Source organism: Isoptericola sp. NPDC019482 (assembly GCF_040632295.1).
GTDB lineage: Bacteria > Actinomycetota > Actinomycetes > Actinomycetales > Cellulomonadaceae > Isoptericola.
This window is the reverse complement of the sequence record NZ_JBEYBQ010000009.1, coordinates 39,158-52,188: the sequence shown is the minus strand read 5'-3', so window position 1 is coordinate 52,188 and position 13,031 is coordinate 39,158. Positions and strand designations below refer to the sequence as shown.

Sequence of the window (13,031 nt, the reverse complement as noted above, 5' to 3'; positions counted from 1 at the left end):
TCGTGGGCCGGACGCCGGGAGCACTAGACTCGGGGGGCCTCCCACCCTCTGTCGAAGGACACCCCTGCCTTGATCACCGCCCATGGCGTCGAGCTGCGCTTCGGCGCCCGCACCCTGCTGCACGAGGCCACGTTCCGCATCGCGCCGGGCGACCGCATCGGCCTCGTCGGCCGCAACGGCGCGGGCAAGACGACGCTCACCAAGACGCTCGCGGGCGAGACGCTGCCCGCGGCCGGGCAGATCACCCGCGGCACCGACATCGGCTACCTGCCGCAGGACCCGCGCACGGGCGACCTCGACGTCATCGCGATGGACCGCGTGCTCAGCGCGCGCGGCCTGGACCACATCGTCACGCAGATGCGCGAGACGGAGGGGCTCATGGCGTCGGCCGACGCCGACACGCAGGCCGCGGCGCTCGAGCGGTACCCCAAGCTCGAGGCGCGTTTCCTCGCCGCCGGCGGGTACGCGGCCGAGTCCGAGGCGCACCGGATCACCAGCAACCTCGGCCTCGACGACCGCGTCCTGGCCCAGCCGCTGAACACGCTGTCCGGCGGTCAGCGCCGCCGCATCGAGCTGGCGCGCATCCTGTTCTCCGGCGTCGACACGCTGCTGCTCGACGAGCCCACCAACCACCTCGACGCCGACTCGATCGTCTGGCTGCGCGACTACCTCAAGACGTACAGCGGCGGGTTCATCGTGATCAGCCACGACGTCGACCTGCTGCGCGCCACGGTGAACAAGGTGTTCCACCTGGACGCGAACCGCGGCGAGCTCGACCAGTACAACCTGGGCTGGGACGCCTACCTGGAGCAGCGCGAGCAGGACGAGCGCCGCCGCCGCCGCGAGCGGGCCAACGCCGAGAAGAAGGCCGGCGTGCTGTTGGCCCAGGCCGACAAGATGCGTGCCAAGGCGACCAAGGCGACGGCCGCCCAGAACATGATGAAGCGCGCGGAGCGGATGCTGTCCGGGCTGGAGGGGGAGCGGCGCGCCGACAAGGTCGCGCACCTGCGGTTCCCGAAGCCGGCGCCCTGCGGCCGCACTCCGCTCACGGCCACCGAGCTGTCGAAGAGCTACGGGTCGCAGGAGGTCTTCGCGGGCGTCGACCTCGCCATCGACCGCGGCTCGCGCGTGGTCATCCTCGGCCTCAACGGCGCGGGCAAGACGACGCTGCTGCGCATCCTCGGCGGCGTGGAGCAGCCGGACACGGGACAGGTCGTGCCGGGGCACGGGCTGAAGATCGGCTACTACGCCCAGGAGCACGACACCCTGGACATGGACGCCACGGTCGTGGAGAACCTGCGGCACTCGGCCCCGGACCTCACCGACACCCAGGTGCGCTCGGTCCTCGGGTCGTTCCTGTTCAGCGGCGACGACGCGGAGAAGCCGGCGAACGTGCTGTCCGGCGGGGAGAAGACCCGGCTCGCCCTCGCCACACTCGTCGTCTCGAGCGCGAACGTGCTGCTGCTCGACGAGCCGACGAACAACCTCGACCCGGCGTCGCGCGCCGAGATCCTCGGCGCGCTCGACACCTACGAGGGGGCCGTGGTGATGGTCACCCACGACGACGGCGCGGTCGAGGCGCTCAATCCGGAGCGGGTGCTGCTGCTGCCGGACGGCGACGAGGACCTGTGGTCCGCGGACTACGCCGAGCTGGTGTCGCTGGCCTGACGCTCGCCGGCGGGCCGCTCGGCGTCGGCCCGCGGCCGCTCGGCGGCGTCCAGCAGGGCGTCCTCGTAGTCCTCGTCGAGCTTCCGCCGGCGGGGACGCTGGGGGCGCCCGGCAGCGCCCGGCCGCCCGGTCCCGTCCCGGGGGTCCGGGTCGTCGCCGGCGGCGAGGAGGTCGCCCGCCGTGACGTGCACGGGTCGCGTCTCACGCCGCCACAGCACGACGTAGCCGCCCAGCGCGCCGAGCGCGAAGATGCACCACTGCACCGTGTAGCTGAGGTGCGAGCCCGGGTCGGTGTCCGGCTCCGGGAGCGCGCCCGGCGTCGTCGCGGCGGACGGGTCCTCGGAGCGCAGCTGCCCGTACCCGCCCACGGTGGCGCCCTCTGCCCACGCGGCGCCGTCCGCGCCGGCGGCGAGCACCTGGTCGGTGTGGATGGCCTGCACCTGCCCTGCGGGGGTGCCCCGGTCGGAGGAAGGCTCGTCGGGCCGCATCGTCATCGTCACCTCGACCTCGCCGGACGGCGGGTCGGGCACGGAGGACGGCCCGCTCGCGTCCTCGCCCAGCGGCACGAACCCCCGGTCCACGACGAGGACGACCCGCTGCCCGTCCGCCCCGGTGGTCTCGAGCGGCACCAGCACGTGGAAGCCGGGCTGGCCGCCGACGGGGCGGTTGCGCAGCAGCACCGTGTCCTCGGGGCGGTAGGTGCCGGTGGCCACGGCGGGGCGCCACTCGTCATCCGGGTCGAGGACGTCGCCGGGCTCGGGCAGCACGTCCGTCAGGGGCACCGGGGCCGCCGCGTAGTTCGACTCCACCAGGTCGATCTGCGCCTCGCGCCACGTGTAGCGGTGCCACTGCCACACGGCCGCCAGGACGCACACGGCGGCCAGCAGCACGGCGCCCAGGCCGAGGGTGATCCACTGCCGGCGCGTGCGCGGCGCGGCGGGCCCGTCGGGGGAGCGGTGGTCGTCCGACGGCAGGGGCGGGCGGTCCGTGGGGTGGTCGGTCGTCACGCGCGATCGAGCTCCGCGACGGGGACCGTCTGCTTCCAGAACGAGCGCGCGCCGAGGAACTGCTCGAGGTGCTCGCGGTGGTCGTCGCACGCGAGCCACACCTTGCGGCGCTCCGGCGTGTGCAGCCGCGGGTTGTTCCACAGCAGGCCCCACGCCGCCTCGGCGCGGCAGCCCTTGGCGGAGCAGATCAGCTCGCCCGCCACCGGGTCGGCGTTCGTCCCGAGCACGTCCATCAGCGGGTCCCTCCGGGGTTCTCGTTCGTGTCCTCGTTCTCGTCCGCCGGGTCGTCCTGGTGCTCGACGACGCGGTGCGGGCCGTCGAACGTCTCCGGCCCGGAACCCTCCTGGCGGTGCGGGGCGGCGTCGTCCTGGGCGGGCTCCTGGGTGGACGCGGTCAGCTCGGTGGGCGCGACGTCGACCATCGGCGAGGTGTCGTAGGAGACGCGGTCGCGCCCCGCGTTCGCGAACAGCACCGCCGAGTACGGCAGGACGACGGCGGCGACGACAAGGACCCACCGCACCCAGGTGTCGCCGACGGCGATCGCGCCCAGGAAGCAGATCACCCGGATGCCCATCTGCACGAGGTAGCGGTGCGTGCGGCGCGCCTGGTCCTCCTCCAGCGGCTCGGGCGCGCTGGTGATCGAGGGGACCTCGGCACCCTGGTCCGCACCGTGGCGGCGGCCTCCGGAGGGGCGCGGACCGGGAGAGGTCGCGCGGGCGTTGCTCACCCGGCCAGTCTAAGGCGGCGCGCACAGCCCCCCGGACCCGCCGGCGGGGGCACCTCGCCTTGTAGGGATCCGACAAACCGCCGGGAGGACGTGTGACGCGCCGCGACCCTGCGAGGGCGCCGCGTCGGGGTACCGTCACCAGGGCGTCGACGGCCGTCCGCACGCCCGTCCCGCCCATCCCCGTCCGCCCGCACGAGCACGACCGCCCGAGGAGATTCCGTGACCGACGCCCCCGCCCCCCAGCCCGCCGCCGGTGCCGGCACCTCCGCCGGCCGGGTCGTCGTCGTGACCGGCGCGGCACGTGGCATCGGCCGCACCATCGCCGAGCACTTCGTCGCCGCGGGCGACACGGTCGCGACGCTCTACCGCAGCGGCGAGCTGCCGGAGGGCGTGCACGGCTACGTCGCCGACGTCACCGACAGCGCGGCCGTGGACGCCGCGTTCTCGGCGATCGAGTCCGACCTCGGCCCGGTCGAGGTGCTCGTCGCCAACGCCGGCGTCACGCGCGACCAGCTCCTGATGCGCATGAGCGACGAGGAGTTCGAGACCGTGCTCGACGTCAATCTCACCGGGACGTTCCGCTGCGTGCGCCGCGCCTCCAAGGGGATGATCCGTGCGCGCAAGGGCCGCATCGTGCTCGTCGGCTCGGTCGTGGGGCTGTACGGCGGCCCCGGCCAGGTCAACTACTCGTCGTCCAAGGCGGCCCTCGTGGGCATGGCCCGGTCGATCACCCGCGAGCTCGGCGGCCGGGGCATCACGGCGAACGTGGTGGCGCCGGGCTTCGTCGAGACGGACATGACGGCCGCGCTGCCCGAGGCGACCCAGAAGCAGTACAAGGCGTCGATCCCGGCCGGCCGGTTCGCGTCGACCGACGAGGTCGCGGGCGTCGTGCAGTTCCTCGCCTCCGACGCCGCGGCCTACGTCTCCGGCGCGGTCATCCCGGTCGACGGCGGCCTCGGCATGGGCCACTGACCGGCACTGCCGGCATCCCCGCTCCCACCCCCTCAGCACAACCGGAAGGTCATCATGGCTCTGCTCGACGGCAAGAAGCTCCTCATCACGGGCGTCCTCACGGACAGCTCGATCGCGTTCCACGCCGCCCGCCTCGCCCAGGAGGAGGGCGCCGAGGTGGTGCTCACCTCGTTCGGCCGCCAGATGAAGCTCACGCAGGCGTTCGCGAAGCGCCTGCCGGTCACGGCGCCCGTGGTGGAGCTGGACGTCACCAGCGACGAGGACCTCGCCGCCCTCCCGGAGCGCGTCAAGGAGCACGTGGACGGGATCGACGGCGTCGTGCACTCGATCGGCTTCGCCCCGCAGACCGTGATGGGCGGCAACTTCCTGGGCGCCGAGTGGGGCGACGTCGCGACGGCCCTGCAGGTCTCCACGTTCTCGTACAAGTCGCTCATCGAGGCGGCCCGCCCGCTGATGTCCGGCGGCGCCTACGTGGGCCTCACGTTCGACGCCACGTTCGCCTGGCCGGTCTACGACTGGATGGGCGTCGCGAAGGCCGGCCTGGAGTCCGCCAACCGCTACCTGGCCCGCGACCTCGGGCCCCACGGCATCCGGTGTAACCTCGTCTCCGCCGGGCCCATCCGCACCACGGCCGCGAAGTCCATCCCGGGGTTCGCGACCATGGAGGACGCCTGGCCGCAGCGGGCCCCGCTGGGCTGGGACCAGACGACGGCGGAGCCGGCTGCGCGCGCCGTCGTGGCACTTCTCTCGGACTGGTTCCCCGCCACGACCGGGGAGATCGTCCACGTCGACGGCGGTGTGCACGCGATGGGTCAGTGACGGGTCGGGGCCCGGAGCGGCCCCTGGAACGACCTGTGAGACGGAGCCCATGAGAGCGGTGACGCAGGCCGAGGGCGAGGCGCCGACCTGGCGCCTCGTGCTGTTGCGCCATGCCAAGGCGGAGCCCGGCAAGGGCGTGATCACCGACGACCGTCGCCCGCTGGCGCTGAACGGGCGCAAGCAGGCGAGCCGCGTCGGCATGGCGCTGACCGCGGCGGGGGTGCGGCCGCAGGTCGCGCTCGTGTCCTCTGCGCTGCGCACCCGGCAGACCTGGGACCTGGCCTCCTCCCACCTCGACGGCTCGGGTGACACCGTGCTCGAGGTGCGGGACGAGCTCTACGAGGCGAGCGTGCGCGACGTCCTCGGCCTCCTGCGGGAGGTCGAGGCGTCGGCGTGCACGGTGCTCGTCGTCGGGCACGAGCCGACCATGGCGGCGACGGCGGCGTACCTCGCCGGGGACGGCTCCGACGCCGCGGCGGTCGCCCAGGTGCGCGTCGGCGTCCCGACCGCCACCTACGCGGTGCTCGAGTCCGCCGAGCCGTGGTCCGAGTGGGGCCGCGACGGCGCGCGGCTCGTGCACGTCGGCCGGCCGTCCTGACCGTCAGGAGCTGCCGCGGGTCTCGCCGAGCAGCTCGTCGACGGTCGTGACCTCCACCAGCGGCGCGTAGAGCCCCATCGTGTCGAGCGCGCGCCGGTGATCGGCGTCGCTCGCCCCGGCGCACGCGTCGGCCACCACGCGGACCCGCCGGCCGGCGTCCGCGGCGGGCAGCACCGTGGACAGCACGCAGCAGTCGGTGGAGACGCCGGCCACCACCAGCTCGTCCGCGCGGCCCGTCGCCGCGTCGAGCTCCGGTCCCCACTTGCCGAACGTCGTTGCCGTGACCACCGGCGCGCCCGCGGGGTCCAGGCCGTCCGCGAACGCGTACAGCGGGTCGTCGGGCGGCACGAGGGCGAACGGCCACTGCGCGAAGTAGTCCCGCCACGCGCCCTCCGGCTCGCGGGGCGCCACGTAGCGGGTCCACACCGTCCGGCGGGCGAAGGCCGGCAGCAGCCGCCGCAGGTTCGCGGCCGCGGCGTCGAAGCCCGGCGCGGCCCACGGGCTGCCCGGCCGGCCGAAGACCGCCTGCATGTCGACCACGACGAGCGCGGCGCTCATGCCGCCTCCTGCGCCGACTCCTGGCGCCGCACCGCGCGCGCCGAGAGGACGAACGTGCCCAGCAGCCCGAGCGCGAGGGCCACGAGCACGCCGAGGTTCGCGCCCGCCCACTGACCGTCGCGGCCGCCGAGGCCGAGCGGCTCGAGCAGGTAGCCCTGCCACGACAGCCACCCGGCGTACGTGTTGGTGACGAGACCCCAGCCGATGGCGGTGCCTGCCACGACGAGCAGCACCGCCGACCACCGCACGCTGCCGTACCGCCCCCGCCGGTCCGCGAGCTCGTCGTCCGCGTAGTCCTTGCGGCGCAGCGCGATGTCGGCGAGCAGCACGCCGCACCAGGCGGCGATCGGCACGCCGAGCGTGATGAGGAAGCCCTGGAACGGGCCGAAGAAGTCGTCGGCGACGAAGACGACGTAGGTGGCGCCGAGCACCATGAGGACGCCGTCGATCGCGGCCGCCACCCAGCGCGGGGCGGGCAGCCCCAGCGACAGCAGGGCGAGGCCCGAGGAGTAGATGTCGAGCGCCGCGCCGCCGATCAGCCCGGCCAGCGCCACGACCATGAAGGGGACGAGGAACCACTCCGGCAGCAGCACGGCCAGCGCGCCGATCGGGTCGGCGCCGATCGCGTCGGCGAGGGCGGGGTCCGAGCCGGCGAGCAGCATCCCGGCGACGAGCAGCAGCACCGGCGGGAGGGAGGCGCCGAACGTCGTCCAGCCGACGACGGCGGGGCCGGAGGCCGTGCGCGGCAGGTAGCGCGAGTAGTCGGCCGCCATGTTCACCCAGCCGAGCCCGAAGCCGGTCATCATGAAGACCAGGCCGCCGATCACCTGCGGGGCCTGGCCGGGCGGGATCGCCGCGACCGTCGCCCAGTCGATGTGGCCCGCGACCAGCACCACGTAGATCACGGTGAGCACCGCGGTGAGCACGGTGATGACCTGCTGCAGCCGCATCACGAGCTGGAAGCCGAAGATCCCCGCGGCCACCACGACCAGCGCCACCACCGCGAGCGTCACGACCTGCGTCACGGTGCCGCCGCCCCACCCGAGGGTGCCGAGCACGGTCGCCGTCGCGAGCGTGGCGAGGGCGACGAGCACCGTCTCCCAGCCCACCGTGAGGATCCAGGACAGCAGCGACGGGAGCCGGTTGCCGTCCACGCCGAACGCCGCCCGGCTCAGCACCATCGTGGGCGCCGACCCGCGCCGTCCGGCGAGCGAGATGAACCCGCAGGCCAGGAACGACGCCACGATGCCCACGGCGCCCACGACCACGGCCTGCCAGAAGGACACGCCGAACGCCAGCAGGTACGCGCCGTAGCCCAGGCCCAGCACGGACACGTTCGCCGCGAACCACGGCCAGAACAGGTCCCGTGGCCTCCCGTGCCGCTCGGACTCGTCGATGGTGTTGAGCGCGTTGGTCTCGACCGTCGTCGCCATGCTCCGATCCTGGCCCCTGCCAGGGGCTTCGCGCTACGGGTGCGCGCTCAGGCCGGTGGGCTCAGGGCCGCCGGCTCAGGGGCGGGTGCTGGCGGGCCCGCGGCCCGCCGCGGCGTCGACGGCGTCGATGACGCCGAGCACGTCGTCGAGCCGGGGGCCGTCCACGCTGAACGGCGCCTGCGCGCGCACGAGCGGCTTGGCGGCGAAGGCGATGCCGATGCCCGCGGCGTCGATCATGTCGAGGTCGTTGGCCCCGTCCCCGACCGCGACGGTGTCGACCATCTCGAGCCCGCACTCGGCGGCCCAGCGGCGCAGCGTGGCGGCCTTGTCGGCGCGGTCGACGACCGGTCCGACGGTGCGGCCGGTGAGGACTCCGTCGGCCACCTCGAGGCGGTTGGCGCGCCAGCGGTCGATGCCGAGTGCGGCGGCGATCGGGCCGAGGATCTCGGCGAATCCGCCGGACACGAGCCCGAACTCCCAGCCGCGGCGGCGGGTCTCGCTCACGAGGTCCGCGGCGCCCGGCGTGAGGACGACGGCCTCGCGCACCGCGGTCAGCGCCTCGACGGGCACGCCCCGCAGGGTGGCGACCCGCTCGCGCAAGGAGCCGGCGAAGTCGAGCTCGCCACGCATCGCCCGCTCGGTCACCTCGGCGACCTCGGCGCGCGTGCCGGCGTGGTCGGCGAGCAGCTCGATCACCTCGGCGGTGATGAAGGTGGAGTCGACGTCGGTGACGACGAGCCGGCGGCGCGGCGCCTCGGCGCCGCCGTCCGCGGTGCTGGCGGGGGCGGGGGCGGTGCGGGGAGCGGGGTCAAGCAACGACGGTGCCCTTCGGGACGACGGTGATCCCCGACTCCGAGACGGTGAAGCCGCGGGCCCGGTCCTCGTCGTGGTCGACGCCGACGCGGGCCCGTTCGCTCACCACCACGTTCTTGTCGAGGATGGCGCGGTGGACCTGGGCGTGCCGCTCCACCTGGACGTTGTCCATCACGACGGCGTCCGTGACGGTGGCCCACGAGTGCAGGTGCGCGCCCGGGGACAGGATGGACCCTGCGACGGTCGCGCCGGAGATGAGGACACCAGGCGAGACGATCGAGTCGGCGGCGTGACCCAGGCGCCCCGGCCCGGCGTGCACGAACTTGGCGGGCGGCAGCCCCGTGTACCCGGTGAGCAGCGGCCAGTCCTGGTTGTACAGGTTGAACACCGGCTGCACGGCGATGAGGTCGGTGTTGGCCTCGAAGTAGGCGTCGATCGTCCCGACGTCGCGCCAGTAGTCGCGGTCGCGGTCGGTGGACCCGGGGATCTCGTTGCGGATGAAGTCGTACACGCCGGCGGTGCCCTCGGCGACGAACGCGGGGATGATGTCGCCGCCCATGTCGTGCCGGGAGTCGGGGTCGGCCGAGTCCTTCGTGACCGCCTCGACGAGCGCGTCGGCGTCGAACACGTAGTTGCCCATCGACGCGAGCACCTCGGTGGGGGAGTCGGGCAGCCCCACCGGGCTCTCCGGCTTCTCCAGGAACTCGCTGATCCGCGTCGGGTCCTCGCGGTCCACCTCGATGACGCCGAACTGGTCGGCCATCGCGATCGGCTGCCGGATGGCCGCGACCGTGGCGCGGGCGCCCGAGGAGACGTGCGCCTCCACCATCTGCGAGAAGTCCATGCGGTACACGTGGTCCGCGCCGACCACCACGACGATGTCGGGCCGTTCGTCGTCGATGATGTTGAGGCACTGGTAGATGGCGTCCGCGGACCCGAGGTACCAGTGCTTGCCGACCCGCTGCTGCGCGGGCACCGACGACACGTAGTTGCCGAGCAGCGACGACATGCGCCACGTCTTCGAGATGTGCCGGTCCAGCGAGTGCGACTTGTACTGGGTGAGCACGATGACGTGCAGGTAGTGCGAGTTGATGATGTTGGACAGCGCGAAGTCCACGAGCCGGTAGATGCCCCCGAAGGGGACGGCCGGCTTGGCACGGTGCGCGGTGAGCGGCATGAGGCGCTTGCCCTCGCCCCCGGCGAGGACGATCGCGAGCACGCGGGGCTGGGTCGACGCCATGCCACGACCCTAGGGCGTCGTGGGCCGCCGCGCCCGCGACCCGCCGACCCCGCTAGGTTGGCCGGGTGAGCACGCCCACCAGCAGCCCCGCCGGCAGCCCGTTCCGCGTCGACCTGCTGACCCGCGAGTACCCGCCGCACGTCTACGGGGGCGCCGGCGTGCACGTGGCCGAGCTGTCCGCCGTGCTGCGCCGCCACGTCGACGTGCGGGTGCGCTGCTTCGACGGGCCGCGCGCGGCCGCCGACGCCGAGGCGGGCGTGACGGGCTACGGCGTGCCGGCCGAGCTCGCGTCCGCGAACCCCGCCCTCGGCACGTTCGGCGTGGACCTGGCGATGGCGCAGGACGTCGGGGGCGCAGACGTCCTGCACTCGCACACCTGGTACGCCAACCTCGCCGGGCACGTCGGCGGCCTGCTGCACGGTGCGCCGCACGTCGTGACGGCGCACTCGCTCGAGCCGTTGCGGCCCTGGAAGGCGGAGCAGCTCGGCGGCGGGTACGCCCTGTCGTCGTGGGCGGAGCGCACCGCCTACCTGGGCGCCGCGGGCGTGATCGCGGTGTCCGCGGGGATGCGCGCCGACATCCTGCGCGTCTACCCGGAGCTCGACCCGGCGCGGGTGCACGTCGTGCACAACGGCATCGACCTCGCGGGCTGGCGGCGCCCGGCGCCCGGCGACCCGGCGGCCGAGCGGGTCGTCCGCGACCTCGGCATCGACCCCGAGCGCCCGGCCGTCGTGTTCGTCGGCCGCATCACCCGGCAGAAGGGCCTGCCGTACCTGCTGCGCGCCGCGGCGCGGCTGCCGCGCGAGGTGCAGGTCGTGCTGTGCGCGGGCGCCCCTGACACCGCGGAGCTCATGGCGGAGGTGCGCGGCCTCGTGGCGGACCTGCGCCGCGCGCGGGGCGGCACGGGCGAGGCGGGGCCCGGCGGCTCCGGTGCCGAGGCTGGGGTGGTCTGGATCGAGCAGATGCTGCCCCGCCCCGACCTGCTCGCCGTGCTCGCGGCGAGCACCGTCTTCGTCTGCCCGTCGGTGTACGAGCCGCTCGGGATCGTCAACCTCGAGGCGATGGCCGTCGGCCTGCCCGTGGTCGGCACCGCGACCGGCGGCATCCCCGAGGTGGTCGACGACGGCGTCACGGGCGCCCTGGTGCCGATCGAGCAGGCCGACGACGGCACGGGCACGCCGCTGGACCCCGAGCGGTTCGTCGCGGACCTGGCGGGTGCGCTCGAGCGGGTGCTCGACGACCCGGCCGGTGCGGCGGCGATGGGCGGGGCCGGCCGGCGCCGGGCCGAGGAGCTGTTCTCCTGGGAGGCCGTCGCCGAGCGCACCCTCGACGTCTACCGATCGGTCCTCGTTGGCTGACCCGCACGGCTGACCCGCACGGCTGACCCGCACGGCTGACCCGCACGGGTGAGCAGGACGGGTGAGCAGGACGGGTGAGCAGGACCGAGCGGGTCGCGCGGGCCGGTGGGCGGGGTCAGCCCACGGAGCCGTAGGTCGCGGCGCTGAGCGCCCGCCGGGCGGTGCGTTCCACCTCGCGCAGCGCGGTGGAGCGCTGGTCCGACTGCCAGACGTTGACGGCGCCGCCCTCGTCGACCGTCGCGAGGTCGACGATCGCGAGCAGGCGCGTCGCGAGCTGCAGCACCCGCGCGCGGCGGCCGTCGAGCTGCGGTACCGGCCAGCCGTCCGTCGTCCCGCCCCGGAGACGCTCGATCGCGTCCGCGGCGTCGTCGCGCCAGCGCGCCACGTCGAGGGCGTCGAGCGCGTCGGTCGCGGTGACGAGGCTGGTGCGCAGCTCGCGCTCGGCGTCGGCCAGGGAACCGAGGGTGCCGGCGACGAGGGTCGACCACGCCGGGACCGGCCGGACCTGCCACGCGACGAGGTGGCCGGGCTCGAGCGCGCTGCCGAACGCCGTCACCGCGGGCACGGCGGCGAAGGAGCCCGCCGGGGTGGTGACCACCACGCACTCGCCGGCGTCGGTCGCCGCGGCGCTGACGTCCGCGGGCACCCCGCCGAGGTCGCCGGGGGCGGGGAGCAGCGCGCACACCTCGCGCGGGCCGTCGAGCCACGTCGTGACGAGCTCGCGCAGGTCGGCGTCGTCGGCCCCGGGGAGGCCGACGACGCCGTGCGGCTCGTCGTCGCCCTGCACGCTGCGCACGACGACCCCGGGCGCGGCGCCGGCCGTCTGCAGCCACAGGGCCAGCACGACGCTGCGCGGGAGGACGTTCGGGTCGGTCTCCACGGGGCTCACAGTAGACGTCCGCGAAGCGCGTCCGCAGGGCGAGGCGGTCGTCCGGGCCGGGGTGCGTGCTCGGGTAGGGTCGGGCCTCATGAGCGCGGTTCTCGACCTGCAGGGCGTCACCGTTCGACGCGGTACCACCACCATCCTCGACGCCGTGGACTGGCAGGTGAACGAGGGCGAGCGCTGGGTCGTCCTCGGCCCCAACGGCGCCGGCAAGACGACCATGCTGCAGATCCTCGCCGCACGCTCGCACCCCACGGCCGGGACGGCGGAGCTCCTGGGCGAGCGCCTGGGCCGCGTCGACGTGTTCGAGCTGCGCCCGCGGATCGGCTTCGCCTCCGCGGCCCTCGCCGACCGGATCCCGGGGCACGAGACCGTCCGCGACGTGGTGCTCACGGCGGCGTACGGCGTGACCGGCCGGTGGCAGGAGACCTACGAGGAGTTCGACGAGCAGCGGGCCAAGGACCTGCTCGCGGCGTTCGACGTCGCGGACCTGGCGGACCGCTTCTACGGGACCCTGTCGGAGGGCGAGCGCAAGCGCGTGCAGATCGCCCGTGCCCTCATGACCGACCCGGAGATCCTGCTGCTCGACGAGCCCGCGGCGGGCCTGGACCTCGCCGGCCGGGAGGAGCTGGTCGGCGCGCTGTCCGAACTCGCGGCCGACCCGGCGTCGCCCGTCCTGGTGCTCGTGACGCACCACGTCGAGGAGATCCCGCCGGGGTTCACCCACCTCATGCTCATGAAGCGCGGGGGCATCCAGGCCGCCGGTCCGATCCACGAGGTGCTCACGGCCGAGAACCTCTCGCAGGCGTTCGGCACCCCTCTCATGGTCGCCCACGGCGGGGGCCGCTGGCTGGCCCGTGCGGCGCGACCCGCCGGCCGCTGAGACGGCTTCCCGCGTCGGCTCGGGCTTGGTAAAGTCTGTGCAAAACCTGGTGGCGGGGGCGTCGCTTCCCTG

General features: G+C 74.4%; 14 protein-coding genes. 6 read left to right on the top strand and 8 right to left on the bottom strand.

What is annotated here, in order from left to right:
• Positions 1–69: 69 nt before the first annotated feature.
• Positions 70–1,668 carry a ribosomal protection-like ABC-F family protein gene (gene abc-f, locus ABZ493_RS08730; RefSeq protein ID WP_430581775.1) on the top strand — a complete coding sequence of 533 codons (1,599 nt, stop codon included), beginning with the start codon at positions 70–72 and terminating at the stop codon, positions 1,666–1,668.
• Here the strand turns inward: abc-f and ABZ493_RS08725 are convergent.
• The 3 genes from ABZ493_RS08725 to ABZ493_RS08715 are packed head-to-tail and all read right to left on the bottom strand — an operon-like array spanning position 1,641 to position 3,402.
• Positions 1,641–2,675, bottom strand: coding sequence for an SURF1 family cytochrome oxidase biogenesis protein (locus ABZ493_RS08725; protein WP_430581774.1), 1,035 nt, complete (start codon positions 2,673–2,675; stop codon positions 1,641–1,643). The genes abc-f and ABZ493_RS08725 overlap by 28 nt on opposite strands.
• Entirely contained in the window at positions 2,672–2,908 is a 237-nt protein-coding gene (locus tag ABZ493_RS08720) for a hypothetical protein (RefSeq protein ID WP_079576726.1), read from the bottom strand. Before ABZ493_RS08720 ends, ABZ493_RS08725 begins: the two co-directional genes overlap by 4 nt.
• On the bottom strand, positions 2,908–3,402 hold the full coding sequence (locus ABZ493_RS08715) for a DUF3099 domain-containing protein (protein WP_430581773.1): 495 nt from the start codon (positions 3,400–3,402) through the stop codon (positions 2,908–2,910). Before ABZ493_RS08715 ends, ABZ493_RS08720 begins: the two co-directional genes overlap by 1 nt.
• A 219-nt stretch (positions 3,403–3,621) precedes the next feature.
• Here ABZ493_RS08715 and fabG point away from each other — a divergent pair, with 219 nt between their 5' ends.
• The 3 genes from fabG to ABZ493_RS08700 are packed head-to-tail and all read left to right on the top strand — an operon-like array spanning position 3,622 to position 5,791.
• Positions 3,622–4,374 carry a 3-oxoacyl-ACP reductase FabG gene (fabG, locus tag ABZ493_RS08710; protein WP_430581772.1) on the top strand — a complete coding sequence of 251 codons (753 nt, stop codon included), beginning with the start codon at positions 3,622–3,624 and terminating at the stop codon, positions 4,372–4,374.
• Between the two features lie 54 nt (positions 4,375–4,428).
• The gene (fabI, locus tag ABZ493_RS08705) at positions 4,429–5,193 is read left to right on the top strand and encodes an enoyl-ACP reductase FabI (protein WP_430581771.1); all 765 of its coding nucleotides are present in this window, start codon (positions 4,429–4,431) and stop codon (positions 5,191–5,193) included.
• A 49-nt stretch (positions 5,194–5,242) separates the two neighbouring features.
• Positions 5,243–5,791: a histidine phosphatase family protein gene (locus tag ABZ493_RS08700; RefSeq protein ID WP_430581770.1), complete on the top strand. Its 549-nt coding sequence runs from the start codon at positions 5,243–5,245 to the stop codon at positions 5,789–5,791.
• Between the two features lie 3 nt (positions 5,792–5,794).
• Here the strand turns inward: ABZ493_RS08700 and ABZ493_RS08695 are convergent, their stop codons facing one another.
• The 4 genes from ABZ493_RS08695 to glgC all read right to left on the bottom strand — a co-directional run bounded on the left by ABZ493_RS08695 (position 5,795) and on the right by glgC (position 9,835).
• Positions 5,795–6,349: a cysteine hydrolase gene (locus tag ABZ493_RS08695; RefSeq protein ID WP_430581769.1), complete on the bottom strand. Its 555-nt coding sequence runs from the start codon at positions 6,347–6,349 to the stop codon at positions 5,795–5,797.
• Positions 6,346–7,782 carry a cytosine permease gene (locus ABZ493_RS08690; RefSeq protein WP_430581768.1) on the bottom strand — a complete coding sequence of 479 codons (1,437 nt, stop codon included), beginning with the start codon at positions 7,780–7,782 and terminating at the stop codon, positions 6,346–6,348. The genes ABZ493_RS08695 and ABZ493_RS08690 overlap by 4 nt, the downstream gene beginning before the upstream one ends.
• Before the next feature lie 75 nt (positions 7,783–7,857).
• Positions 7,858–8,598 carry a phosphoserine phosphatase SerB gene (gene serB / locus ABZ493_RS08685; RefSeq protein WP_430581767.1) on the bottom strand — a complete coding sequence of 247 codons (741 nt, stop codon included), beginning with the start codon at positions 8,596–8,598 and terminating at the stop codon, positions 7,858–7,860.
• The gene (gene glgC, locus ABZ493_RS08680) at positions 8,591–9,835 is read right to left on the bottom strand and encodes a glucose-1-phosphate adenylyltransferase (protein ID WP_430551762.1); all 1,245 of its coding nucleotides are present in this window, start codon (positions 9,833–9,835) and stop codon (positions 8,591–8,593) included. Before glgC ends, serB begins: the two co-directional genes overlap by 8 nt.
• Before the next feature lie 65 nt (positions 9,836–9,900).
• On the opposite strand from glgC, the gene glgA reads away from it, so the two are divergent.
• Complete coding sequence (gene glgA / locus ABZ493_RS08675) at positions 9,901–11,193, top strand: glycogen synthase (RefSeq protein ID WP_430581766.1); 1,293 nt, start codon at positions 9,901–9,903, stop codon at positions 11,191–11,193.
• A gap of 115 nt (positions 11,194–11,308) precedes the next feature.
• Here the strand turns inward: glgA and ABZ493_RS08670 are convergent, their stop codons facing one another.
• Positions 11,309–12,073 (bottom strand): hypothetical protein, encoded by a 765-nt coding sequence (locus ABZ493_RS08670; protein ID WP_430581765.1) that lies wholly within the window; start codon positions 12,071–12,073, stop codon positions 11,309–11,311.
• Between the two features lie 88 nt (positions 12,074–12,161).
• On the opposite strand from ABZ493_RS08670, the gene ABZ493_RS08665 reads away from it, so the two are divergent.
• Positions 12,162–12,959, top strand: coding sequence for an ABC transporter ATP-binding protein (locus ABZ493_RS08665; RefSeq protein ID WP_430581764.1), 798 nt, complete (start codon positions 12,162–12,164; stop codon positions 12,957–12,959).
• Positions 12,960–13,031 lie beyond the last annotated feature (72 nt).

What these genes read in the sequence shown, in the direction of transcription:
- ABZ493_RS08690 (WP_430581768.1), bottom strand. Translation starts at nt 7,782, where the DNA reads ATGGCGACGACGGTCGAGACCAACGCGCTCAACACCATCGACGAGTCC.
- ABZ493_RS08695 (WP_430581769.1), bottom strand. Translation starts at nt 6,349, where the DNA reads ATGAGCGCCGCGCTCGTCGTGGTCGACATGCAGGCGGTCTTCGGCCGG.
- ABZ493_RS08700 (WP_430581770.1), top strand. Translation starts at nt 5,243, where the DNA reads ATGAGAGCGGTGACGCAGGCCGAGGGCGAGGCGCCGACCTGGCGCCTC.
- glgC (WP_430551762.1), bottom strand. Translation starts at nt 9,835, where the DNA reads ATGGCGTCGACCCAGCCCCGCGTGCTCGCGATCGTCCTCGCCGGGGGC.
- fabI (WP_430581771.1), top strand. Translation starts at nt 4,429, where the DNA reads ATGGCTCTGCTCGACGGCAAGAAGCTCCTCATCACGGGCGTCCTCACG.
- ABZ493_RS08665 (WP_430581764.1), top strand. Translation starts at nt 12,162, where the DNA reads ATGAGCGCGGTTCTCGACCTGCAGGGCGTCACCGTTCGACGCGGTACC.
- ABZ493_RS08720 (WP_079576726.1), bottom strand. Translation starts at nt 2,908, where the DNA reads ATGGACGTGCTCGGGACGAACGCCGACCCGGTGGCGGGCGAGCTGATC.